Below are 23,591 nucleotides of genomic sequence, written 5' to 3'. Positions count from 1 at the left end.
AACAAGCATATATGGAGATGGAAAATCCGACATGGCTCATGAACTATGCTGGGTTTTCTATCTCTTTTAAGAACGATGCAAGTAAAGGAAAGAGACCTGTCAGTTCATTACGTGGAGTGTAATATAAATTAGGAGTGATGCAAAAATGAGGGATTTTTGGAAAGACCCGTATATTGAATCCGCCGCTTATTACAGCGTGGTTGTCTTGAGCATTGTCGTCTTTCTTGTTGTGTTTGAGCTCGTTACTAAATATAAGAATTGGGAAGAGATTCAAAAAGGAAATATGGCTGTTGCGATGGCAACAGGTGGGAAAATATTTGGATTAGCTAATATTTTTCGCTATTCGATTGAGCACAACGACAATTTGTTAAGAATGCTTGGATGGGGAATATATGGGTTTGTTCTTTTACTAGTCAGCTATTTTATTTTCGAATTTTTGACGCCGAAATTTCGAATCGATGATGAAATTGAACAAGATAACAGAGCCGTTGGGTTTATTTCACTTGTTATTTCAATCGGTATGTCCTATGTAATAGGAGCAGGGATAGGATAGGAGAGAGTCATGGAGAAGTTAGCGAAAATTTTACTCATTTTATGCGGAGTGTTTATGCTTATTGGTCTTATCTATTTATCTATATAGCTTTTCCTAACATTGTGATGACAGCAAAAAAGCTGGCCTTAAAGCAGGTCAGCTTTTTTAATGATTACTTCCATACATCTTCAGCAATTGAAATCACGTGCTTTACTTTATCCCACTGCTGTTCTTCAGTTAGTAAATTTCCTTCTTCTGTAGAAGCAAATCCGCACTGGGGACTCAAACAAATTTGATCAAGAGAAACAAATTCTGCCGCTTCAGCAATTCGTTTTTTCACTGCTTCAGGATCTTCTAAATCTCCAAATTTTGATGTGATAAGACCAAGGACAATCTGAAGGTCATTTCGCTTTACATGTCGAAGAGGTTCGAATCCTCCTGAGCGTTCATCATCAAATTCTAAAAATAGTCCATCTACGTTTAACTGACTGAAAATAGCTTTTGACGCATTTTCATATCCGCCGCTTGCTGTATAAGTAGACTGGAAATTCCCTCTGCAAATATGCATTGTAATAACCATGTCATCTGGCTTATGCGCAATGGATTCATTGATCGCATCCGTAAAACGTTTCAGTAATTCTTGGGGCGTAAATCCTTTTGACGCGATTTGTTCTTGTCCTTTTTCTGAGAAAAAGACCGCCCACGCAGTATCATCTAACTGTAAATAGCGGCATCCAGCATCATAAAATGCTTGAATGGCTTTTTGATATGTTTTAACTAAATCAGCAAAAAATACATCCGTATCCGAGTAAGCAGACTCTTCAATATGACCTCTGAAAAACAGCATATTGGGACTTGGAATGGTGAACTTAGCCACGTGTTCTTTTCCGGCCGCTTGATGAAGAAATTTATAATCTTCAATCATAGGGTGGTGATTAAAATCTAGTTTTCCAGTAACTTTTATACCGTGAGCTTTTGTTTGGACCCCGTGAAACTGAATTCCCGACTCTGCTTCGTAAAGTTCTACGCCCACAAGTTCTGATAGAAAATCAAAGTGCCACCACGCACGGCGAAACTCACCGTCTGTTATGGCTTTTAATCCAATTTGTTTTTGCTTTTCTACGAGCTTACTAATTTCTTCATCTTCAATTGCTCGAAGCTGTTTCTTTGTCATTTCCCCGTTTTCTACCTGTAATCGTGCTTGCTTGATACGCTCAGGACGCAAAAAGCTTCCAACGTGATCTGCTTTGAACGGTCCTTTAGTCAATGTTGTTATCAATTCATACAGCTCCTTAAAAAAAATCTAATTTTTATTATATACAAAAAATTCGGATAATGTACAGGGATAAATCCAATTTTTATTTATTACGCTGCAGGATGAAAGAGTGATTAGACAGGAAAGAGAACATTCAATAACGATTGCATCTAAAAAAAGAATGAACTATAATTTTAATTAGAAAATTCTAATTTTTTATTTTTTTGAGGGAGAGGATACGTGTGGAATCCACCGAAAAGATATGGCTTTCTCAATACCCAGAGGAAATATCTGCTACGCTTCATTATGAGCAAAAAAATTTAGCACAGCTTTTTGAAGAAGCAGTTCAAAAAGCCCCTAAAAAAAACGCAATCTATTTTCTAGGGAAAAAAATGACGTTTTCCCAACTGCATCAAGATTCTTTGAAACTGTCATCTTACCTTATTGAACTGGGATTAAAAAAAGGGGATAGAGTAGCCATTATGCTTCCAAATTGCCCTCAAGCTGTCATTTCCTTTTATGCAGTTCTTCTTGCCGGAGGAGTAGTCGTTCAAACAAACCCTTTGTATACGGAAAGGGAGTTAGAGTATCAGCTGAATGATTCAGAAGCGACCATGATTATTGCACTCGATTTGCTATATCCGCGTGTAGTAAAAATGAAAGCGTTAACAAGTGTAAAACACGTAGTCATCACCTCTATTCAAGACTATCTCCCATTTCCCAAAAACATAATTTATCCATTTATTCAGCGCAAACAGCAGAAGATAAGCGTGGATGTGAGTCATACGGAGACTACTCATTTATTTAAACGCATTATAAGTGAATCCTCTCCAGCAGTATGTAATGCTGAGGGAATTTCAGACGAAGATATCGCGATTTTGCAATACACCGGGGGAACAACAGGTTTTCCAAAAGGAGTCATGCTTACTCATAAAAACTTGGTAGCCAATGCAACGATGTGTTCACATTGGTTATACCGCTGCAAGCATGGAGAAGAAAAAGTGCTTGGAATTATCCCGTTTTTTCATGTGTATGGTTTAACAACGGTTCTGGTTCTATCGGTTTTGCAAAACTACGAGATGGTGCTTCTGCCTAAATTTGATGCAAAAACGACGCTCAAAACCATTCATAAGCAGCAGCCTACTTTATTTCCAGGTGCTCCGACAATTTACATCGCATTATTAAACCATCCTGATTTAGCAAAATACAACCTATCTTCTATTGATTCATGTATGAGCGGTTCGGCTCCTCTTCCTGTGGAAGTGCAGGAGCAGTTTGAAAAGCTCACTGGAGGTAAACTAGTGGAAGGATATGGATTGACGGAAACCTCTCCTGTTACTCATGCTAATTTTCTTTGGAAAGAGAGAATACCAGGAAGCATTGGAGTGCCTTGGCCAGACACAGATGCCAAAATTCTCTCGTTTGAAACAGGTAAAGAAGCTGCTGTAAGCGAAGTAGGAGAAATTGCGGTTAAAGGTCCTCAGGTCATGAAAGGATATTGGAAGCAGCCTGAAGAAACGGAGGCTGTTATGCGAGACGGGTGGTTGCTAACAGGTGATGTTGGCTATATGGATGATAAAGGTTATTTTTATGTAGTAGATCGAAAGAAAGATATTATTATTGCCGGGGGATATAATATCTATCCTCGAGAAGTTGAAGAAGTATTATATGAGCATGAAAAAATTCAAGAAGCTGTAGTGGTAGGTGTTCCTGACCCATATAGAGGAGAAACAGTGAAGGCTTACATTGTATTAAAAAATGGTGTAAGATGTACTGAAGAAGAGTTAAATGAGTTTTCTAGAAAGTATTTAGCTGCTTATAAAGTTCCGCGCCTTTATGAATTTCGAAATGAGCTTCCAAAAACAGCGGTCGGGAAGATTCTGCGACGAGCGCTGATTGAAGAAGAAAATGAAAAGCATAAAAAGGCGACGTAATCGATCGTCGCCTTTGATTTTTTTGCTGAAACATAATTGACAGATACTTGCGGTTTCTTTATTATAAAGATATGAATGAATAATCATTCATATTTTAAAGGAGCGTATAAGATTGAGAAGAAATAAGCCAAAGTATAAGCAGATTATCGATGCAGCTGTAGTAGTAATAGCAGAAAACGGATACCACAATGCTCAGGTTTCTAAAATTGCTAAGCAGGCTGGAGTTGCAGACGGTACGATATATTTATATTTTAAAAACAAAGAAGATGTCTTGATTTCCTTATTTCAAGAGAAGATGGGACAGTTTGTAGAAAAAATTTATGAAGAACTGGCGGGAATTGAAACTGCGGCAGAAAAACTTCACGTATTAATTGACAAGCATTTTTCGTTTCTAGCGGAGGATCATCATTTAGCTACAGTGACACAGCTTGAACTGCGTCAATCGAACAAAGATTTAAGATTGAAAATTAACGATGTATTAAAAGATTATCTGACTCTCATTGATTCTATTTTACAGACAGGAATCGAAACGGGTGAGTTTTCTGAAAATATAGATATTCGTCTTGCGCGACAGATGATTTTTGGAACGATTGATGAAACTGTCACAACATGGGTAATGAACGATCATCGATATGGTCTAATAGAATCGGTAGATAAAGTCCATTCCCTGCTGTTAAACGGCTGCAGCGGCTCATAATCGTAAGTGAGCCTGCTGCTCCCTTGCGAGGGGAGAAGCGCAAGGTAATGAAAATAGAAAGAAAGGGTGGGGGAAACAAATGGAGATTATCCAGGTTGAAACTGTTGATGCAATAAGCTTCATTACGTTGAATAGACAACCTGCTAACGCTTTGTCTCAAGATTTATTAAAAGATCTTTCAAGTGTTTTAAAACATTTAGAAGATAGCAAAGAGACAAGGGTTATCGTCATTAAAGGCGAAGGGAAATTCTTTTGTGCTGGAGCTGATATAAAAGAGTTTACATCACTGCAGCAGGAAAAAGATTACGAGAAACTTGCTGTTAACGGCCAAGAGCTCTTTGAGTATATTGAAAATTACCCAAAACCAGTTATTGCAGCTATTCATGGAGCTGCTTTAGGCGGAGGATTAGAGCTTGCTATGAGCTGCCATATCCGTTTGGTAACAGAAAATGCTAAGCTGGGCTTGCCTGAACTTCAGTTAGGAATTATACCAGGGTTTGGAGGAACTCAGCGATTGCCTCGTTATGTAGGGGTTCATAAGGCTTGTGAGATGATGCTGACAAGTGATCCAATATCGGGCAGCGAGGCAGTGGAGTTAGGATTGGCAAACGCAGCTTTTGAAGAAAGTCAGCTTATCAATGAAACATTTTTACTTGCTAGAAAAATTGCCAAAAAAAGCCCAATCTCTGTTAAAGCTACTTTGCAGCTGCTTCAACATGTAAAAACAGATGCTTATTACAGCGGCATCAAAAAAGAAGCACAATTTTTTGGAAGCGTATTCAAAAGCCGTGATGCTCAAGAAGGCGTAGCCGCTTTTATTGAAAAGCGCCAGCCCAAATTTTTAGGAAAATAAGCTTAGGAGGGGAATTGAATGAATATTTATGTGTTAGTAAAAAGAACGTTCGATACAGAGGAGAAACTTTCACTAAAAAATGGTCAAATTGTTGAAGATGGAGCTGAATTTATTATTAATCCTTACGATGAGTATGCAGTTGAAGAGGCTATTCAGCTAAAGGAAAAGCATGGCGGAGAGATTACGGTCGTGAGTGTAGGAGGGGAAGAATCAGAAAAAGAACTCCGAACAGCTTTGGCTATGGGAGCAGATAAAGCGGTTTTAATCAATACGGAAGATGACATAGAAGATGGCGATCAGTACACGACTTCTAGGCTGCTGGCACAGTACTTAAAAGAGCAATCTCCTGATTTAATCTTAGCAGGAAACGTAGCGATTGACGGAGGTTCAGGCCAGGTGGGACCGCGCGTAGCAGAACAGTTAGAAATCCCTTATATTACAACGATTACAAAGCTGGATATTGAAGGTGAAAAAGTGACGGTTGTACGCGATGTGGAAGGAGATTCGGAAGTTATTGAAACGTCGCTTCCTCTTTTAGTAACAGCTCAGCAGGGACTTAATGAGCCTCGCTATCCATCTCTTCCAGGGATTATGAAAGCGAAGAAGAAACCGTTGGTTGAAGTGGAATTAGACGATTTAGATTTAGATGAAGATGATGTAGAAGCAAAAACAAAGACAATTGAAATTTATTTACCTCCGAAAAAAGACGCGGGGCGCGTATTACAAGGAGATATAAAAGATCAAGTAACAGAGCTGGTCAATTTACTGCATAAGGAAGCAAAAGTCATTTAATAAGTCAAAAGTCAAAACAATGGGGGTATTGTAATGGGACGCAAAGTGTTAGTTCTTGGAGAAGCACGTGATGGGGGATTACGAAACGTATCGTTTGAAGCGATTTCCGCAGCGTCTACTATAGCTGACGGGGGAGAAATTATTGCAGCGTTAGTAGGAAAGGACGTAAAATCTTTAAGTGAAGAACTTATTGCATACGGAGCAGATAAAGTTGTTGTGACGGAGCACGAAGATTTAGCTGCTTACACATCGGATGGTTACGCTCAGGCATTATTAGCCATCATTGAAAGTGAACAGCCTGAAGCTATCGTATTTGGGCATACGGCTCTTGGCAAAGATCTAGCGCCAAAACTGGCAGCTCGCTTAGACAAAGGACTTATCTCGGATGTGACGGATGTAGAAGTGGGAGGGGATCAAGTAGTCTTCACTCGCCCAATTTATTCTGGTAAAGCATTTGAGAAGAAAATCATGACCGATGCTTTTACGTTTGTCACGATTCGTCCAAATAATATTTCACCGCTTGCAAAAGATGAGGGGCGTACAGGTGATGTAGAGGATTTAAATGTTGAAATCAAAAACCTGCGTACTGTTGTAAAAGAAGTCGTACGCAAAGCAACGCAAGGGGTTGATTTGTCCGAAGCAAAAGTCGTGATTGCAGGTGGTCGAGGTGTAAAAAGCACGGAAGGTTTTGGACCTCTCCAAGAACTAGCGGACGTGTTAAATGGAGCTGTTGGAGCGTCTCGCGGAGCGTGCGATGCAGATTACTGCGACTATTCTCTTCAAATCGGTCAGACGGGCAAAGTAGTCACACCAGATTTATACATTGCCTGCGGAATTTCAGGTGCTATTCAGCATTTGGCAGGTATGTCAAATTCAAAAATTATTGTTGCAATCAATAAAGATCCTGAAGCGAATATTTTTAAAGTAGCTGACTACGGAATCGTTGGAGATTTATTTGAAGTAGTGCCTCTGCTAACGGAAGAATTTAAAAAGCTGAAAGTACAGTCTGCGTAAGATTCTCGGACAAAAGTATTTGAGACGAAGTGAAGAACGAACCGTTGATCAAGATTTTTGATTAGTGGTTCGTTTTTTTGTTAGGGTAAACGCAGGGTAGGTCTTTCTAGCAGGTGATTGGAGGGCAAGGCGAAGACTCCTGCTAGAAAAGCGAAGTCTTGCATGGAAATCAACTGCGGTGTCGCAAGCGGTTCAACCCATGTATACTATTTGTTCGTCTTTGGATTCATTTAGTCAGGTCTCAGCCTCATGGGAAACGAAATTTTCTACGCATATTTTTAGGCAAATTGTACAAACTAGAGCGGAGAATAAACAGTATAAATGTAAGCAAAAAGTTAGCAAACCTTATTTGAAGGTGATATACTGTGAGTAGAATTTGGATATTGCATATATTTAGGAGGAATTAAAATGGCTATTGCACATGCTACAGATAAAAACTTTACAGATGAAATTAAATCAGGCCTAGTGCTTGTTGACTTTTGGGCACCATGGTGTGGCCCTTGTAAAATGATTGCTCCAGTTCTTGAAGAAATTGATGGCGAACTTAACGATAAAGTTAAAATCGTAAAAGTAGACGTTGATGAAAATCAAGAAACAGCTGGAAAATTTGGTGTTATGAGTATCCCAACTTTAGTATTATTCAAAGATGGAGAGAAAGTTGATCAAGTAGTTGGTTTCCAACCAAAAGAAGCATTAACAGAATTAATTAATAAACACGCGTAAGTCAAAACCTAGCTCAGGCTAGGTTTTTTTCTTTTTCTCCACTTTTTCTCTTTTGGGAATACTTTTATTTAGCGAATATGCGTTCGTTTGTTTTATACTAGATGTAAGGAACACCGCCATAAATCCAGCTTATGTACATGTATTAAGACAGGAAAGAATGTAGGTTACGCTTCATAAGCGATTGTATAGATGGACAGAGTAAGAGAAGAGGAAGGAGAAAAGTATGAACGATTATTTAAAAGAAAAGCTGGCTATTTTACCGGATCAGCCCGGCTGTTACTTGATGAAAGATAAATATGGAACGGTCATTTACGTAGGAAAAGCAAAAGTATTAAAAAATCGAGTACGTTCCTACTTTACCGGATCTCATGACGGAAAGACGCTTCGACTTGTAAACGACATTGTCGACTTTGAATATATCGTCACATCTTCTAATTTAGAAGCGCTTATTTTAGAAATGAATTTAATTAAAAAGCATGACCCAAAATACAATATTATGCTTAAAGATGATAAGGGCTATCCGTTTATTAAGATTACAGCTGAAAAACAGCCCCGACTTGTTATTACAAGAAAAATAAAAAAAGATAAAGGGAAATACTTCGGTCCTTATCCTAATGTTCAAGCAGCAAATGAAACAAAGCGGCTTCTTGATCGCATTTATCCGTTAAGAAAGTGCTCCACTATGCCAGATAGGCCTTGTTTGTATTACCATATCGGGCAATGTCTAGCTCCTTGCGTAAAAGAGGTAAAAGAAGAGCAAAACAAACAAATTATTGAAAATATCACGCGGTTTTTAAATGGTGGATATGAGCATGTCAAAACAGAGTTAACTGAAAAAATGTTAAAAGCTTCAGAAGAACTTGACTTTGAACGGGCTAAAGAATACCGAGATCAAATTGCTCATATCGAAGCGACAATGGAAAAGCAAAAAGTAACGTTTAATGATTTTGTTAATCGAGATGTGTTTGGCTATTCTTACGATAAAGGCTGGATGTGTGTTCAAGTTTTCTTTATTCGCCAAGGGAAATTAATTGAGCGAGAAGTTTCTATGTTTCCTTTTTATAAAGAGCCAGAAGAAGATTTCTTAACTTTTATCGGTCAGTTTTATGCCAAAAATATTAAGCCAAAAGAAGTGATGGTTCCAGCAACGATTGATGCAGAGTTAGCTGAGAAGTTAGTAGAAGTAGAGGTTCAGCATCCAAAGCGAGGCAAAAAGAAAGAATTAGTAGAACTTGCGTGTAAAAATGCAAAAATTGCGCTCGGTGAAAAATTCTATTTAATTGAACGAGATGAAGAGCGTACAGTTGGCGCAGTTGAACGGTTAGGAGAAGAGCTTGGAATTGCCGCTCCTTATCGGATTGAAGCATTTGATAACTCAAATATTCAAGGAACAGACCCAGTTTCTGCGATGATTGTTTTTGTTGATGGGAAACCGGAAAAGAAAGAATATCGCAAATATAAAATTAAGACGGTAAAGGGACCAGATGATTACAGTTCCATGAGGGAAGTCGTTCGCAGACGGTATTCCAGAGCATTAAAAGAAGGTCTTCCGCTTCCGGATTTAATTGTTGTAGATGGAGGCAAAGGGCATTTAGCTGCAGTACAGGACGTTCTCGAAAATGAATTGGGACTTTTAGTGCCTACAGCAGGTCTTGTCAAAGATGATAAGCACAGAACCTCCAATCTGATGATTGGTGAGCCTCCTCAAATCATACCGCTTGAACGCAATAGTCAAGAATTTTATTTGCTTCAGCGAATTCAAGATGAAGTTCACCGCTTTGCGATTACCTTCCACCGTCAAGTGCGCTCTAAGTCCGCTTTTCAGTCAGTTCTGGACGACATTCCGGGAGTGGGAGAAAAGCGTAAAAAAGCTTTGTTAAAGCATTTTGGTTCGGTGAAAAAATTGAAAGAAGCAACGATTGAAGATATTCGAAATTCAGGTGTTCCTCAGAACATTGCTGAAAAAATTTATGAAACATTGCAAAAATAGTCTTGAAATAATAGAAAATATTTGATAAGCTATTAACTAATTTCATACGACACTTCATCAAATGAAGTGAAGATAGAGGTGCAAATTTAATCAGTACGCATCAGGAAGGGTATGAGCCCTTATGAACGATGCGGAAAGGGAAATTTGCCGAAGTGAACATTACCTCATAGTAATGATTGCTGGTTCTGCGTTGAATAAACGTAGGATTGTCAAGATGTAGATTCTTGGAGAGCTATCTCACGGCAGTGGACGGTTATGTTTTATAATTTTCGTTCGTTAAGCAATGAGAGCTCATCTCATTGCTTTTTTTATTGTCTGAGTAAAAAAATTTAGCTTCTCATCATCCTGCATATGCAAATTTATTGAAAAGGAATGAACAAAATTATGGCATTAATCGTTCAAAAATTTGGTGGAACATCTGTTGGTTCTGTTGAACGTATTCAACATGTAGCAAACCGTGTTATTCAAGAAGCAGAGCGCGGTAACCAAGTAGTAGTTGTTGTATCGGCAATGGGCAAAACCACAGATGCACTGGTGAAATTAGCAAGTGATATTACGGACAGTCCAAGTAAACGCGAAATGGATATGCTTCTTACAACTGGAGAACAAGTAACGATTTCCCTGTTAACAATGGCTCTTCAATTCAAAGGTCATGAAGCCACTTCGCTAACAGGTTGGCAAGCTGGTATCCAGACGGAAGCAGTTCACAGCAATGCACGAATCCAGCACATTGACACGACTCGTATTCAAAGCCAATTAGATAGAGGTCGAATCGTAGTAGTAGCTGGATTCCAAGGCTGTTCAGAAGATGGAAGCATTACAACATTAGGTCGAGGCGGCTCTGACACGACGGCAGTAGCTCTTGCCGCGGCACTAAAAGCTGCAAAATGTGATATTTATACAGACGTAACAGGAGTGTTTACGACGGATCCGCGCTACGTAGAAGATGCTCGTAAACTTCATTCTATTTCATATGACGAAATGTTAGAATTAGCCAATTTAGGAGCAGGGGTGCTGCATCCGCGCGCTGTTGAGTTTGCAAAAAATTATCAGGTACCGCTAGAAGTGCGTTCAAGCTTAGAAAACGAGAATGGAACGATTGTTGAGGAGGAAGTTTCAATGGAACAAAACTTAGTCGTAAGAGGAATTGCGTTTGAAGATAATATTTCACGGGTGACAATTGAAGGGTTAAACAACGAGTTACAAACTCTTTCTACTATTTTTACAGCATTAGCAAAAGAACAGTTAAACGTGGATATTATTATTCAAAACGTAACGGCTAATAATCGCCTCTCTATCTCATTTTCTATTAAAACTGTAGACGTAGAAGCTGCTCTTGCCGTCTTAAAAGAGTATAAATCTACTTTGGGGTATACGCGTATTGAACATGAAAGCGGTCTGGCTAAAGTATCGATTGTGGGATCTGGCATGATTTCTAATCCAGGTGTTGCAGCCGAAATGTTTGAAGTGCTGGCAGGAGAGAAAATTGAAGTGAAGATGGTCAGCACGTCTGAAATTAAAGTATCTACAGTTGTACCGCATGCTGATATGGTAAAAGCTGTTGAGACGCTTCACGTAGCATTTGAATTAGAAGAGCAGCAGGCAGTGCAAGTATAAAGAAAAGAAAAAAGACGTGGTATCTCCACGTCTTTTATATATACGTATTTCTTACTTTTTATAACGCTCCGCACGGGTTTCGGTAGGTAAGATATCTTTTCGGTCCCACTGCACGGAAATCAGCACTTTTCCGTTCTTTTCTTTAGGTGTTAAGTAGGCTTCTGTTAGGCAGTTGTTTTGACGCTGAATCTGTTCAGCCACAAATCCTGACTCAAGATGAAATGAACAAGTTTCCTGCTGAAATCTTTTGCTGACCACATCACCTGATAACTCAAGCTCTAGTGAATATTTATCTTTTTTGGCAAGCGTCAGTGTTCCCCAGGAAGCTGCTTTAAAAAAAGCGACGATTTCATCCATTGTATTTAATGGATATTTACGCGCAAGGTGTTTTCCTGCCCAGTATGAGATGGTATTCGTTTCGTCTCCAAGAAGCTCTGGAATCAACACGTCACGCAAAAGACTGTATCCAAAATATGGAACGTGATCAGGAGCTCTCTCTGTTTCAGCTGCGGCATTAGGTTCTAATGTTTCCATCGTCTCTTCAAGTTCTTGCTGTGATTCTGTTTGTAAATTGCTCATGCTTTCCCCTCTTTCTTTACTACTATTATATACAAATCTAAAAAACCTCTCACGCATTTTTTTAATAAAATGTAAGAGGATCTTTATTATGGTAAAAAGAGTTAGATGTAAAGATAAAAAATCCATAAAATTACTTTTAAAAGGGTACTTTTACCTGTGTAAATGTTTTGTGAACTTGTTTACAATAAAAGTATAAAGTAAACGCTTACTTAACTGTGGCAAGCGATATTATAATAGAAAGAAAAAATCTTTAACATCAATGTAGTAAGCGTTAACAAATATAAAATTTTATAAATTTATATTTTATAGAAGATTTAAACATCTTGCCTTGACGCTCTTAATCGATGGGAGTAAAATTAACCTGTCACATACTTTATTAGGAAATGCAAAGGTTTTCATTTCCTGTATTCACGATTAATCTATTTGTCTAGTGGGAGTAAGAAAGTTCTTCACAAACTATGTTCATTTAACTAAGGGGGGTCTACGCAGATGGCGGCAAACAGAGAGTTTCAATATCGGAGAATCCATTCACTACTTGGAGTAATACCAATCGGGATTTTCTTAACACAGCATTTAGTTGTGAATCATTTCGCGACAAAGGGAGAAGAATCATTTAATCAAGCAGCTCACTTCATGGAGAGCTTACCTTTCCGCTATGCTCTAGAAATTTTCATTATTTTCTTACCAATCGTTTTTCACGCAATATACGGTCTTTACATCGCATTCACTGCTAAAACAAACGTTAACAACTATGGATTTTTCCGTAACTGGATGTTTATCCTTCAGCGTGTTTCAGGTGTAATCACACTTATCTTCATCACATGGCACGTATGGGAAACCAGAATACAAGCTGCGCTTGGAAAAGAAGTAGATTTTCAAATGATGGAACGAATTTTAAGCAACCCAGCAATGTTTGCATTCTACATAGTTGGTGTTGTATCTACAATCTTCCACTTTGCAAACGGTCTATGGTCATTTGGAGTTAGCTGGGGGTTAACTGTAACACCACGTTCTCAAAGAATTTCAACTTATGTGACATTAGCAATCTTCTTAGCACTTACATTCGTAGGTGTTCGTACATTATTCGCATTTGCATAAAATTAAGGTTTTGAAGGAGTGGGGTTCCGATGAGTAACGGAAAAATCATCGTAGTCGGTGGCGGTTTAGCTGGCTTGATGGCAACAATAAAAATTGCTGAGTCTGGCAAGCAAGTAGATTTATTTTCACTAGTTCCGGTAAAAAGATCTCACTCAGTTTGCGCGCAAGGTGGAATCAACGGAGCCGTAAATACGAAAGGTGAAGGAGATTCACCATGGGAACACTTTGATGACACAGTGTATGGCGGAGACTTTTTAGCCAACCAGCCACCTGTAAAAGCAATGTGTGAAGCAGCTCCTGGTATTATTCACTTACTTGACCGTATGGGTGTTATGTTTAACCGTACTCCTGAGGGTTTGTTAGACTTCAGACGATTTGGCGGAACGCAGCATCACCGTACGGCTTTTGCTGGAGCAACAACGGGTCAACAGTTATTGTACGCATTAGATGAGCAGGTTCGTCGCTATGAAGTTGCCGGACTTGTGACAAAGTACGAAGGATGGGAATTCTTAGGTGCTGTTCTTGATGATGAGCGCAGCTGTCGCGGAATTTCTGCACAGAATTTAAAATCAATGGAAATTAAAACGTTCCCAGCTGATGCGGTTATTATGGCTACAGGTGGACCTGGTATTGTCTTTGGAAAATCGACGAACTCAGTTATTAATACAGGTTCAGCGGCATCTATCGTGTATCAGCAAGGTGCATACTATTCAAACGGAGAGTTTATTCAAATTCATCCAACTGCTATCCCGGGAGATGATAAGCTTCGTCTTATGAGTGAATCTGCTCGTGGAGAAGGCGGACGCGTTTGGACATATAAAGACGGTAAACCTTGGTATTTCTTAGAGGAAAAATATCCGGCATACGGTAACTTAGTACCTCGTGATATTGCAACTCGTGAAATTTTTGACGTCTGCGTAGCGCAGAAGTTAGGAATTAACGGAGAGAACATGGTTTATCTGGACCTTTCACATAAAGATCCAAAAGAGCTAGACATTAAACTTGGAGGTATCATCGAAATCTATGAAAAATTCATGGGCGATGATCCGCGCAAAGTACCAATGAAGATTTTCCCAGCCGTACACTATTCAATGGGCGGTTTATGGGTGGATTACGATCAAATGACAAATATCCCTGGCTTGTTCGCAGCTGGTGAGTGTGATTATTCGCAGCACGGAGCGAACCGTTTAGGAGCAAACTCATTATTGTCAGCTATTTATGGCGGTATGGTTGCTGGTCCTAAAGCCGTTGAATACATCAATGGTTTAGAAAAGAGCGCAGATGCTATTTCTTCAAGCGTATATGATCGTCATGTGAAAGAAGAAGAAGAGAAATGGAACAATATCATGAATCTTCAAGGTACAGAAAATGCATACGTTCTTCATAAAGAGCTAGGGGAATGGATGACTGACAACGTGACAGTCGTACGATACAATGACAAACTGTTAAAAACAGATGAAAAGATTCAAGAATTAATTGAACGCTATGATCGTATTAACATTAATGACACGGCTAAATGGAGTAATCAAGCGGCAACATTTACTCGTCAGCTTCAAAACATGCTCCAGCTTTCACGTGTTGTAACGCTTGGAGCTTACAACCGTAACGAAAGTCGCGGTGCTCATTATAAGCCGGATTTCCCAGATCGTAACGATGAAGAATTCTTAAAAACAACAATGGCATCTTTCGTTGATAAGAAAACGGCTCCTTCTTTCCATTATGAAGAGGTAGACGTATCGTTAATCAAACCGCGTAAGCGCGACTACACAAAGAAAAAAGATGAAAAACCAAAAAAACAACAAGAGGGGGTTCGTTAATCAATGAGTGAACAACAAACAGTCCAAAAGACAGTGCGCTTCATTATTACACGTCAAGATTCAGCTGAATCTGCTCCTTACAATCAGGAGTTTGAAATTCCGTATCGTCCGAATATGAACGTTATTTCAGCACTGATGGAAATCAGACGTAACCCTGTTGATGCTTCAGGTAAAGAGGTTGCTCCGATAAACTGGGAAATGAACTGTTTAGAGGAAGTATGCGGAGCCTGTTCAATGGTTATCAACGGTAAACCTCGTCAGTCATGTACAGCTCTTGTTGATAAACTAGAACAGCCGATTCGCTTGCAGCCAATGAAAACATTCCCTGTTGTTCGTGACTTGCAGGTAGACCGCAGCCGTATGTTTGATTCACTGAAAAAAGTAAAAGCCTGGGTTCCGATCGATGGCACATACGATTTAGGACCAGGACCGCGTATGCCTGAAAAGAAACGTCAGTGGGCGTATGAGTTATCCAAGTGTATGACATGCGGCGTTTGCTTAGAAGCTTGTCCAAACGTAAACGACAAGTCAAACTTCATCGGTCCAGCACCGCTTTCTCAAGTTCGCTTGTTTAATGCCCATCCAACCGGTGCGTTAAATAAAGGAGAACGTTTAGAGACGATTATGGGTGATGGAGGGCTAGCGAACTGCGGGAACTCTCAAAACTGCGTTCAATCATGTCCAAAAGGAATTCCATTGACTACTTCAATCGCAGCTTTGAACCGCGACACAACAATTCAAGCATTCAGAAGTTTCTTTGGTAGCGATCAAGTATAACCACTCAAAACCTCTCCACGTGGAGAGGTTTTATTTTGTCTATGACGAACGGAGGAAATACAGATGAATAATATTTCGTATATTGAAGACATGGATCACTGGAAAGAGTCATTTTCGTTTAAGCAGAAAATCAAGGTAAGATTTTCGGAAACAGATATGTTTGGGCACTTAAATAATACGGTTCCTTTTGTTTATTTTGAACAAATACGTACGGAATTCTTTCACCATATTGGCTTTATGCAAAAGTGGACGAGTGAGTATGAGGGAACGATACCGGTGGTGGCTGATTTGCAGTGCGACTATGTCAAACAAGTGTATTTTGGCAACGTGCTAGCTGTTTTTGTAAAGGCCCATAAAATCGGACGTTCTTCGGTTGATTTACACTATATGATTCAAAATGAGCAAGGAGAGGTTGTACTCACGGGGAGAGGAACAATGGTGCAAATTTCTAAAGAAACAGGAAAAAGCGTGCCTTGGAATGAAGAGATGAAAAGGTGTTTATCGACTATATAAAAATGGCTTGAAGGCTCTTTCTTCAGGCTTTTTTTCTTTTTCAAAGGTAAAAAAGAGTTTTTTGCATATTTTTTCTAAAACTAGTAACCGCGTAGGCATACCGCACATAAGATATGTTGACTAAATTTACACCCATCCGATAGTTCAACTCAGGATCAGGCAAGGAGGGTTACATTGAAAGAAAAAGAGTTTCAACCTAAACCGCTACTTACAAAGCGTGAACGAGAAGTATTCGAGCTTTTAGTACAGGACAAAACAACAAAAGAAATCGCGAGTGAACTATTCATTAGCGAAAAAACAGTTCGAAATCATATTTCTAATGCGATGCAAAAGCTTGGAGTCAAGGGGCGTTCTCAAGCAGTCGTAGAACTCCTTCGAATGGGAGAACTTGAACTATAACATGAGCTGGCTTTCTTTTTAGAAAGCCAGCTTTTTGTATATTTTTTTAAGTATCGCATATGTATCTAAAAAGAATATCATTAAGAAAATATTATAAAAAAGGTAAATCTTTATAAAAGAAACTTATTGCTTGAAATTGAATTTCAGAGTACGTATACTTTTAAGTAAGGAGATACTACTTCAAAAGAAAGAGAGGTGAGATGATGAAAAATGTATGGTTAGGGGTATTATTATGCATGATATTCTGCTTGCCTTTTGCGAGTTTGCCAGATAAATTTATTGATAATGACTTTGAAAAAGTAAAGGTCACAAAAAGTTCGGTACAGCATTACACGGATATCGTGCACATGTCTCCAGGAGCTAAGCACAGCGTCAAACAAATAGGATCTCTAATACAAAGTGTGATAGTAACTTTTGCTTTAGTATGGGTGAGTACCAAGCTCATCATTCCGACGCATCAAATTGCGTATTTTTTCCTCAAGAAAACACTTTTTTATCCAAAAATCTTTCAATCAAGTTACCTCAATTAAATAAAAAAGGTTGAAATTTCAGCAGCCTTTTCTTCAAACCTAAAATTACCTACTATTCTTAGGCTTATTTGTCATGGGGATTTTCTATACAAATAATGCAATGAAAATTTAATATTCTTCTTAAAAACTTTATAGGAGTGATCATTCAATGATGATTAAAGAAACGGAATTACCAGGAATCGGCCGTAAATTTGAAATTGAGACAAGCGGAGGAAACCGTGTGGTCGTTATTATTCATGATGATGGACGACGCGAAATCTACCACTTCGATCAAAAAGATTTAGAAGAAAGCATTTTTGACATTACGTTAACAGATACGGAATCAAGACAGCTAGCTGCAATTTTAGGCGGCATGATTTACAAGCCAAAAGCAATGGAAACCATTGAAGTGGCATTCAATGACTTAGTGATTGAATGGTACAAAGTTGAAAAACAGGCCAAAGCTCACAGTAAAACAATTGGCGAAATTGACGTTCGCAGCAACTATGATGTCACAATCATCGCTGTCATTAAAAACACGCAAAAAAAATTATCCACCCCAGGACCAGATACGTTAATTGAAGAAGGAGATACGCTTGTCATCTCTGGTGAAAGAGGAAATTTAAAAACGCTCATTAAAGAATTGCTTTCACAAGGAGGTAGTTCATAATTGGATCATTTAGTATTTGAAGTTGGGACAGCTTTGTTACTAGTCGCTTTAGCGGCTATACTAGCACATAAATTTAAATTTACGATTATTCCATTCCTCATTCTGCTGGGCATGGCGGTTGGTCCCCATGCTCCTGAGTTTGGCTCATTCAGTTTAAAGTTTATTGAAAGCCAAGAGATTATTGAATTTATGGGGAGAATTGGAGTTCTCTTTTTACTCTTTTATTTAGGGTTAGAATTTTCAGTTGGAAAGTTAATTAAATCAGGTAAGTCCATCGCGGTGGGAGGATCTATTTATATTTTAATTAACTTTACCTTAGGATTATTGTATGGATACCTGACAGGAAATCCTCTTCTTGAAGTGCTGATTATCGCTGGAATTATTACGATTTCGTCCAGCGCAATTGTCGCAAAAGTATTGGTTGATTTAAAACGAACGGCAAATCCAGAAACGGAATTGATATTAGGGATCATCATGTTTGAAGATATTTTCTTAGCGGTTTATCTTTCTGTCGTTTCAGGGTTGGTGCTTGGAGACCACGGATCGCTTGCTGGATCTTTAACATCTATTTTAATTGCGTTTGGCTATATGATGCTGTTCTTTATCATTGCTCGAAAAGCTACGCCTCTACTAAATAAACTTTTAAATATTTCATCGAATGAAATCTTTATAATCGTCGTTTTTGCGGTATTGTTTTTTGTGGCAGGCTTCTCAGAAACAATTCACGTGGCAGAAGCAATTGGAGCATTATTGCTTGGGCTTGTATTTTCTGAAACAGAACATCGCGATCGGATTGAACATCTTGTCGTACCGTTTCGTGATTTCTTTGGAGCCATCTTTTTCTTCAGCTTCGGATTAAGTATTGATCCTCTCACGCTCTGGGATGCAGGCTGGCTTGCCCTTGGAGCAGTTGCGCTTACGATTATTGGTAACTTTACAGCCGGTATGATTTCAGGAAGAAAAAGCGGGCTGTCACACAAGGCTTCTACCAATATTGGATTAACAATCATGTCACGAGGTGAGTTTTCAATCATTATGGCTAACATCGGAATTGAAGGAGGATTATCGGCCATCCTTCAGCCATTCGCTGCGCTTTATGTATTGATTTTAGCTATTATTGGTCCTTTGTTAACGAAGGAGTCTAAGCATATATACGGATTTTTAAACTCAATATTTAAATGGAAAAAACCAAATCCTCAAGAATCTAATGGATAAAATATATAAAACACAGTTGACAAATCGGATTAATATGATAAAATTCAAAATAATCCAATAACAAATCAGTTAACTATAGCAACGGGCTGATCGGTCAACCGAAAGCTCCTACCTTTTTTAGGTAGGAGCTTTTATGTTTTTAGGTGAAATAGCTTTTGATTTAAAAATTCAAGGAGGAGGAATTGCTGTGAGTGTCGTGATTCAATCGGTTAACCGCTCATTTCAAAAAGGAGAACAAGTAACTCAAGCATTGCGAAATGTAAATCTTACGATTAATAAAGGTGAATTTATTACCATTATTGGTCCGAGCGGATGCGGAAAAAGTACGCTGCTTAAAATGATCGCTGGACTTGATATAGATTATGAAGGGCGCATTGAAATCAACGGGAAGCACATAGCCGGACCTAGCATTAAACAAGGAATGATCTTTCAAGAACACCGCTTGTTCCCGTGGCTTAATGTGGAGCAAAATATAGCGGCTGACTTATCGCTGAAAGATTCGAACGTTCGGCGCCGCGTAGATGAGCTAATTGATATTGTCAGGCTGAAAGGATTTGAAAAAGCTTATCCTCGAGAACTATCTGGGGGGATGTCTCAACGAGTTGCGATTGCGCGTGCTCTTTTAAGAAATCCAGAGGTTTTATTGTTAGATGAACCGTTTGGTGCGTTGGATGCTTTTACTCGCACTCATCTGCAAGATGTGCTGTTAGACATATGGAAAAAAGAAAAAACAACCATGATTTTTGTTACCCACGATTTAGATGAATCCATTTACTTAGGAACTAAAATTGTGATTATGAGTGCCAGACCAGGAGAAATTAGTCGGGTTGTTCCAGTAGAAATTAGTCATCCGCGAAAAAAGACAGAACTACCTTTTCAGCAGCTAAGGCAGCAAGTGCTGAAAGAATTTGAAGAAGCAGGAGAACATTAAAGATTCAATCAGACAGAGAAGGAGACAGAACAGATGAAAAAGCTACTTTTAACTGCAGCTATTGTACTTGTTCTCGCATTGGCTGGGTGCGGGACGAAAGAAAAAGCGAGCGGCGAAGATTCGAAAAACGTTACGATCAATATTGGCATTCAACAAAGCCTAGGACCTTTAATGCTGGCACAAAACCAAAAATGGTTTGAAAAAGAATTTAAAAAAATAGGTGTAAACGTTAAATGGACAGAGTTTCAAAGCGGTCCTCCGCAATTTGAAGGGTTAGCATCTGGACACTTGGATTTCGGCCAAGTTGGAAACTCACCGGTTATTTCTGGTCAAGGGGCAGATATTCCATTTTTAGAAATTGCTAATTCGAGCGACGGATTAAAAGGAAATGCTATTTTAGTAGGAAAAAACAGCAAGATTAAAAGCGTAAAAGATTTAAAAGGTAAAAAGATTGCGGTTGCCAAAGGCAGCAGCGGTTTTAACTTATTGTACAGAGCTCTTGATCAAAATGGGTTAAAGCCAAGTGACGTAAAGATTATTCAGCTTCAGCCAGACGAAGCTCAGCCAGCATTTGAAAATGGGTCAGTGGATGCATGGTCAATTTGGGAACCGTTTATCTCCCTGCAAAACTTAAAAAATGAAGCTCGTATTTTAGCAGACGGCGATTCGTTAAAGGTTGCTTCACCAGGCTTTACTATTGTAAGAGAAGGCTTTGCAAAAGATCATCCAGAGTTAGTCGTTAAGTTTTTACAAGTTTATCAAAAAGCACTTGAATGGCAAAACGAACATTTTGAAGAATCTGTGGATATTCTAGCAAAACAAAAAAATCTAGATAAAGACGTAGTAAGACAAGTGTTAAAAAATAATCCTGCCTATAATCGCCCAACCTCTAAAGAAATTATTGCAGAACAACAGCGAACAGCTGATTTTCAACAATCTTTAGGCGTTATTAAAAAGAAAATTGATACGGGAGATGTCGTTGATAATTCATTTATTGAAAAAGCATTAAAAGAAAAATGAGGTGATGAAAATGAGTAAAACATCCGTGGTTTCAGGACATGTCCAGTCTTCAGCAGCTCACTTGCAACAAGTGAAAAAAAGAAAGGAAGAAGCGAAAAATAAGCAGGGAATTTTCCTTCGTTCTCTCGTCGTGCCAATTTTGCTTATCGTCGTGTGGCAAATCATTGGTTCTGCAGGCTATGTATCTAAAACCGTTCTTCCTACACCTGTTGATATTGTACTTTCTTTCAAACAGCTCATCGTATCGGGAGAACTCGGAGCTAATCTTCAAATCAGTATTTTACGTGCTGCCATAGGTTTTGCCGTTGGAGCTGGTCTAGGTTTACTATTTGGTATTATTGTCGGTTTCTCAAAGAAAACGGAGCACTATATGGATCCATCCATTCAAATGCTTAGAACTGTTCCTCACCTTGCCTTGGCTCCTTTATTTATCTTATGGTTTGGCTTTGGGGAAATTTCAAAGATATTGCTAATTGCAAACGGTGCGTTTTTTCCAATCTATGTTAATACGTATTTAGGCATTCGCGGCGTTGATTCGAAATTATTTGATGTTGCGCGTGTTCTGCAATTTAGTAAATGGAAACAAATCACGAAACTCATTTTACCAGCCGCTCTTCCTAATATTTTACTTGGTGTCCGATTGTCTTTAGGTATTGCATGGCTCGGACTGGTAGTAGCTGAATTAATGGGAGCAAGTGAAGGTGTAGGATATATGATTATGGATGCTAGGCAGTTTTCTCAAACAGATGTAGTTTTTGTCGGAATTATCATTTTTGCTGTTGTAGGCAAATTAACTGATTCATTTGTCCGAGTATTAGAAAAGCGTCTTCTTAAATGGAGAGACAGCTACGCAGGTGAAAAATAAAAGAAGGATTTATATACTTATTAATCCTTGTAAATCTATAAGTTTTATAAGTTAAAAGGAGAGATGATAATGAGTCAGTTTACAATTATTACGGGAAGCCCTTCAAAACAATCAAGGTCAGCTGCTTTAAGTGAGTATATTGCAGCATATCTGCAAAATGAAAAACATGAAGTAAAAACCGTGCATGTCCGCGATCTACCAGCTGAAGACTTACTATATGCTAACTTTTCTAGCCCTGCGATTCAAGAAGCTCAAAAGAAAGTGGCAGATGCTGATGCCGTTATTATTGTCAGCCCAATCTATAAAGCTAGCTACACAGGAATCTTAAAAACATTTTTAGATTTAATACCTGAAAAAGGTTTGCACAATAAAACCGTGCTGCCGATAGCTACAGGGGGAACCATTGCTCATCTACTGGCTCTTGATTATGTATTTAAGCCGACATTATCCGTTTTAGGAGCTACTGCTCTTATTCATGGAGTTTATATTGTTGATTCTGAGGTGGCCTATACGAAAGAAAATGAAATTGAGTTTATTGCGGAAGAAGCAGAAGCGAGAATTAAACGTTCATTAAAAGAGCTTGAATATCATCTAGAACAAACGAAAAGGAGTGTTGAATCATGAAAATGTTATGGTTTATTCCTTCCCATGGAGATGGAAGATATCTAGGGACAAATCGAGGAGGTCGTTCAGCAGACTATTCATATTTTCGGCAAGTTGCTCAAGCAGCTGACCGGTTAGGATTTGAAGGAGTTCTGATTCCAACGGGGAAATCATGCGAAGACCCGTGGCTATTGGCTGCTTCACTTATACCTGAAACAGAGCGTTTGAAATTTTTAGTAGCTGTACGTCCGGGCATTATGGCTCCTTCCGTGGCAGCGCGCATGACTTCGACTCTTGATCGAATTTCAAACGGTCGTTTACTAGTTAACGTAGTAGCAGGAGGAGATCCAGCAGAATTAGCCGGAGACGGCCTTTTCTTATCACATGATGAACGTTATGAAGCTGCGGATGAATTTTTAGATGTGTGGAAAGGGTTATTGGCTGGAGATACGGTTAATTATGAAGGAAAACATATTCATGTAGAGAACAGTGAGCTGTTGTATCCACCTGTTCAAAAACCTTCTCCACCTATTTATTTTGGCGGATCTTCACCCGCAGGACAAAAAGTTGCAGCAAAACATTCTGACGTGTATTTAACGTGGGGAGAGCCTCCTGAACAAGTAAGAGAAAAAATAACGGCTGTGAGAAAGCAAGCAGAAGCAGAAGGCAGAACCGTTAAGTTTGGGATTCGTTTGCATATTATTGTACGGGAAACGGAAGAAGAAGCTTGGGAAGCAGCCGATCGATTAATTCAGCATTTGGACGACGACACAATTCAAGCTGCACAGCGTACTTTTGCAAGGTATGACTCAGTTGGGCAGCAGCGAATGGCGAGCCTTCATAGAGGAACCCGAGAGGAACTTACGATTAGCCCTAACTTATGGGCAGGTGTGGGGCTCGTCCGGGGAGGTGCAGGAACTGCCCTGGTAGGCAGTGCTGAAAATATAGCGAAACGAATAAAAGAATATGAAGCTTTAGGAATTGAATCTTTTATTTTATCAGGCTATCCGCATTTAGAAGAAGCTTATCACGTAGGAGAGTTATTGTTCCCGCTTTTAAATATTGATGAGGGTGAAGGAAAGAGTGAAAGCATCGGTGAGATTATTGCAAACGATAGGTTTCCAAAAGCTTCAACCTCGTAAAAGAAGAACCGGTGAATTTTTCACCGGTTCTTCTTTTACATTCATC

Annotated in this window: 24 protein-coding genes and 1 riboswitch; of the genes, 22 read left to right on the top strand and 2 right to left on the bottom strand. The window is 39.0% G+C overall.

All coding sequences use genetic code 11. The annotated features are described in order from the left end of the window. Positions 1–145: 145 nt before the first annotated feature. Entirely contained in the window at positions 146–553 is a 408-nt protein-coding gene (locus LJY09_RS23440; RefSeq protein ID WP_013059411.1) for a DUF350 domain-containing protein, read from the top strand. Between the two features lie 151 nt (positions 554–704). Here the strand turns inward: LJY09_RS23440 and LJY09_RS23435 are convergent, their stop codons facing one another. Beyond that, a complete protein-coding gene (locus tag LJY09_RS23435; protein WP_028411761.1) occupies positions 705–1,811 on the bottom strand; it encodes a 5-methyltetrahydropteroyltriglutamate--homocysteine S-methyltransferase in 1,107 nt (368 codons plus the stop codon). A gap of 218 nt (positions 1,812–2,029) precedes the next feature. Between LJY09_RS23435 and LJY09_RS23430 the strand changes: the two genes are divergently transcribed. The 8 genes from LJY09_RS23430 to LJY09_RS23395 all read left to right on the top strand — a co-directional run bounded on the left by LJY09_RS23430 (position 2,030) and on the right by LJY09_RS23395 (position 11,407). Beyond that, positions 2,030–3,721 (top strand): AMP-binding protein, encoded by a 1,692-nt coding sequence (locus tag LJY09_RS23430; RefSeq protein WP_098626995.1) that lies wholly within the window; start codon positions 2,030–2,032, stop codon positions 3,719–3,721. Positions 3,722–3,833: 112 nt separating this feature from the next. After that, positions 3,834–4,418 carry a fatty acid metabolism transcriptional regulator FadR gene (locus LJY09_RS23425; protein WP_013059408.1) on the top strand — a complete coding sequence of 195 codons (585 nt, stop codon included), beginning with the start codon at positions 3,834–3,836 and terminating at the stop codon, positions 4,416–4,418. Positions 4,419–4,497: 79 nt separating this feature from the next. Then, entirely contained in the window at positions 4,498–5,271 is a 774-nt protein-coding gene (locus tag LJY09_RS23420) for an enoyl-CoA hydratase (protein WP_028411759.1), read from the top strand. An 18-nt stretch (positions 5,272–5,289) separates the two neighbouring features. Continuing rightward, a complete protein-coding gene (locus tag LJY09_RS23415; RefSeq protein WP_016765685.1) occupies positions 5,290–6,063 on the top strand; it encodes an electron transfer flavoprotein subunit beta/FixA family protein in 774 nt (257 codons plus the stop codon). A gap of 33 nt (positions 6,064–6,096) precedes the next feature. Further along, positions 6,097–7,077: an electron transfer flavoprotein subunit alpha/FixB family protein gene (locus tag LJY09_RS23410; RefSeq protein WP_228307444.1), complete on the top strand. Its 981-nt coding sequence runs from the start codon at positions 6,097–6,099 to the stop codon at positions 7,075–7,077. A 408-nt stretch (positions 7,078–7,485) separates the two neighbouring features. Further along, complete coding sequence (trxA, locus tag LJY09_RS23405) at positions 7,486–7,800, top strand: thioredoxin (RefSeq protein WP_013059404.1); 315 nt, start codon at positions 7,486–7,488, stop codon at positions 7,798–7,800. 223 nt (positions 7,801–8,023) lie between these two features. Then, complete coding sequence (gene uvrC / locus LJY09_RS23400; protein WP_028411757.1) at positions 8,024–9,790, top strand: excinuclease ABC subunit UvrC; 1,767 nt, start codon at positions 8,024–8,026, stop codon at positions 9,788–9,790. Positions 9,791–9,855: 65 nt separating this feature from the next. After that, a riboswitch (Lysine riboswitch) is annotated at positions 9,856–10,033 on the top strand. Between the two features lie 141 nt (positions 10,034–10,174). Continuing rightward, complete coding sequence (locus LJY09_RS23395) at positions 10,175–11,407, top strand: aspartate kinase (protein WP_028411756.1); 1,233 nt, start codon at positions 10,175–10,177, stop codon at positions 11,405–11,407. A gap of 51 nt (positions 11,408–11,458) precedes the next feature. On the opposite strand, the gene LJY09_RS23390 is transcribed toward LJY09_RS23395, so the two are convergent. Beyond that, complete coding sequence (locus LJY09_RS23390; RefSeq protein WP_155010567.1) at positions 11,459–11,986, bottom strand: YslB family protein; 528 nt, start codon at positions 11,984–11,986, stop codon at positions 11,459–11,461. Between the two features lie 489 nt (positions 11,987–12,475). Here LJY09_RS23390 and LJY09_RS23385 point away from each other — a divergent pair, with 489 nt between their 5' ends. The 13 genes from LJY09_RS23385 (at position 12,476) to ssuD (ending at position 23,545) form a co-directional block, all read left to right on the top strand. Continuing rightward, entirely contained in the window at positions 12,476–13,084 is a 609-nt protein-coding gene (locus LJY09_RS23385) for a succinate dehydrogenase cytochrome b558 subunit (RefSeq protein WP_028411754.1), read from the top strand. A 29-nt stretch (positions 13,085–13,113) separates the two neighbouring features. Then, a complete protein-coding gene (gene sdhA, locus LJY09_RS23380; RefSeq protein ID WP_013059399.1) occupies positions 13,114–14,901 on the top strand; it encodes a succinate dehydrogenase flavoprotein subunit in 1,788 nt (595 codons plus the stop codon). Positions 14,902–14,904: 3 nt separating this feature from the next. After that, entirely contained in the window at positions 14,905–15,678 is a 774-nt protein-coding gene (gene sdhB, locus LJY09_RS23375) for a succinate dehydrogenase iron-sulfur subunit (protein WP_013059398.1), read from the top strand. Positions 15,679–15,741: 63 nt separating this feature from the next. Beyond that, entirely contained in the window at positions 15,742–16,191 is a 450-nt protein-coding gene (locus tag LJY09_RS23370) for an acyl-CoA thioesterase (RefSeq protein WP_028411753.1), read from the top strand. Positions 16,192–16,365: 174 nt separating this feature from the next. Then, positions 16,366–16,590 (top strand): spore germination transcription factor GerE, encoded by a 225-nt coding sequence (gene gerE, locus LJY09_RS23365; RefSeq protein WP_013059396.1) that lies wholly within the window; start codon positions 16,366–16,368, stop codon positions 16,588–16,590. A gap of 203 nt (positions 16,591–16,793) precedes the next feature. Further along, positions 16,794–17,120, top strand: coding sequence for a hypothetical protein (locus LJY09_RS23360; RefSeq protein ID WP_028411752.1), 327 nt, complete (start codon positions 16,794–16,796; stop codon positions 17,118–17,120). Between the two features lie 148 nt (positions 17,121–17,268). Further along, entirely contained in the window at positions 17,269–17,769 is a 501-nt protein-coding gene (locus tag LJY09_RS23355; protein WP_013085158.1) for a cation:proton antiporter regulatory subunit, read from the top strand. After that, positions 17,770–18,984, top strand: a complete 1,215-nt coding sequence (locus LJY09_RS23350) for a cation:proton antiporter (RefSeq protein ID WP_028411751.1) — start codon at positions 17,770–17,772, stop codon at positions 18,982–18,984. Positions 18,985–19,117: 133 nt separating this feature from the next. Then, positions 19,118–19,915, top strand: a complete 798-nt coding sequence (locus LJY09_RS23345; protein ID WP_080754460.1) for an ABC transporter ATP-binding protein — start codon at positions 19,118–19,120, stop codon at positions 19,913–19,915. A gap of 33 nt (positions 19,916–19,948) precedes the next feature. After that, the gene (locus LJY09_RS23340) at positions 19,949–20,935 is read left to right on the top strand and encodes an aliphatic sulfonate ABC transporter substrate-binding protein (protein WP_028411749.1); all 987 of its coding nucleotides are present in this window, start codon (positions 19,949–19,951) and stop codon (positions 20,933–20,935) included. 10 nt (positions 20,936–20,945) lie between these two features. Next, entirely contained in the window at positions 20,946–21,800 is an 855-nt protein-coding gene (locus LJY09_RS23335) for an ABC transporter permease (protein WP_033579636.1), read from the top strand. 69 nt (positions 21,801–21,869) lie between these two features. Continuing rightward, the gene (gene ssuE, locus LJY09_RS23330; RefSeq protein ID WP_028411747.1) at positions 21,870–22,424 is read left to right on the top strand and encodes an NADPH-dependent FMN reductase; all 555 of its coding nucleotides are present in this window, start codon (positions 21,870–21,872) and stop codon (positions 22,422–22,424) included. Beyond that, positions 22,421–23,545, top strand: a complete 1,125-nt coding sequence (gene ssuD, locus LJY09_RS23325) for an FMNH2-dependent alkanesulfonate monooxygenase (protein WP_033579638.1) — start codon at positions 22,421–22,423, stop codon at positions 23,543–23,545. The genes ssuE and ssuD overlap by 4 nt, the downstream gene beginning before the upstream one ends. The last annotated feature ends 46 nt before the right edge of the window (positions 23,546–23,591 follow it).

It is taken from the genome of Priestia sp. J2, from assembly GCF_020790095.1.
Lineage (GTDB): Bacteria > Bacillota > Bacilli > Bacillales > Bacillaceae_H > Priestia > Priestia zanthoxyli.
This window is presented reverse-complemented; position numbering and strand designations above follow the sequence as displayed.

What these genes read in the sequence shown, in the direction of transcription:
- LJY09_RS23440 (WP_013059411.1), top strand. Translation starts at nt 146, where the DNA reads ATGAGGGATTTTTGGAAAGACCCGTATATTGAATCCGCCGCTTATTAC.
- LJY09_RS23420 (WP_028411759.1), top strand. Translation starts at nt 4,498, where the DNA reads ATGGAGATTATCCAGGTTGAAACTGTTGATGCAATAAGCTTCATTACG.
- LJY09_RS23415 (WP_016765685.1), top strand. Translation starts at nt 5,290, where the DNA reads ATGAATATTTATGTGTTAGTAAAAAGAACGTTCGATACAGAGGAGAAA.
- LJY09_RS23410 (WP_228307444.1), top strand. Translation starts at nt 6,097, where the DNA reads ATGGGACGCAAAGTGTTAGTTCTTGGAGAAGCACGTGATGGGGGATTA.
- trxA (WP_013059404.1), top strand. Translation starts at nt 7,486, where the DNA reads ATGGCTATTGCACATGCTACAGATAAAAACTTTACAGATGAAATTAAA.
- uvrC (WP_028411757.1), top strand. Translation starts at nt 8,024, where the DNA reads ATGAACGATTATTTAAAAGAAAAGCTGGCTATTTTACCGGATCAGCCC.
- LJY09_RS23395 (WP_028411756.1), top strand. Translation starts at nt 10,175, where the DNA reads ATGGCATTAATCGTTCAAAAATTTGGTGGAACATCTGTTGGTTCTGTT.
- LJY09_RS23390 (WP_155010567.1), bottom strand. Translation starts at nt 11,986, where the DNA reads ATGAGCAATTTACAAACAGAATCACAGCAAGAACTTGAAGAGACGATG.
- LJY09_RS23385 (WP_028411754.1), top strand. Translation starts at nt 12,476, where the DNA reads ATGGCGGCAAACAGAGAGTTTCAATATCGGAGAATCCATTCACTACTT.
- sdhA (WP_013059399.1), top strand. Translation starts at nt 13,114, where the DNA reads ATGAGTAACGGAAAAATCATCGTAGTCGGTGGCGGTTTAGCTGGCTTG.
- sdhB (WP_013059398.1), top strand. Translation starts at nt 14,905, where the DNA reads ATGAGTGAACAACAAACAGTCCAAAAGACAGTGCGCTTCATTATTACA.
- LJY09_RS23370 (WP_028411753.1), top strand. Translation starts at nt 15,742, where the DNA reads ATGAATAATATTTCGTATATTGAAGACATGGATCACTGGAAAGAGTCA.
- LJY09_RS23360 (WP_028411752.1), top strand. Translation starts at nt 16,794, where the DNA reads ATGAAAAATGTATGGTTAGGGGTATTATTATGCATGATATTCTGCTTG.
- LJY09_RS23355 (WP_013085158.1), top strand. Translation starts at nt 17,269, where the DNA reads ATGATGATTAAAGAAACGGAATTACCAGGAATCGGCCGTAAATTTGAA.
- LJY09_RS23345 (WP_080754460.1), top strand. Translation starts at nt 19,118, where the DNA reads ATGTTTTTAGGTGAAATAGCTTTTGATTTAAAAATTCAAGGAGGAGGA.
- LJY09_RS23340 (WP_028411749.1), top strand. Translation starts at nt 19,949, where the DNA reads ATGAAAAAGCTACTTTTAACTGCAGCTATTGTACTTGTTCTCGCATTG.
- LJY09_RS23335 (WP_033579636.1), top strand. Translation starts at nt 20,946, where the DNA reads ATGAGTAAAACATCCGTGGTTTCAGGACATGTCCAGTCTTCAGCAGCT.
- ssuE (WP_028411747.1), top strand. Translation starts at nt 21,870, where the DNA reads ATGAGTCAGTTTACAATTATTACGGGAAGCCCTTCAAAACAATCAAGG.
- ssuD (WP_033579638.1), top strand. Translation starts at nt 22,421, where the DNA reads ATGAAAATGTTATGGTTTATTCCTTCCCATGGAGATGGAAGATATCTA.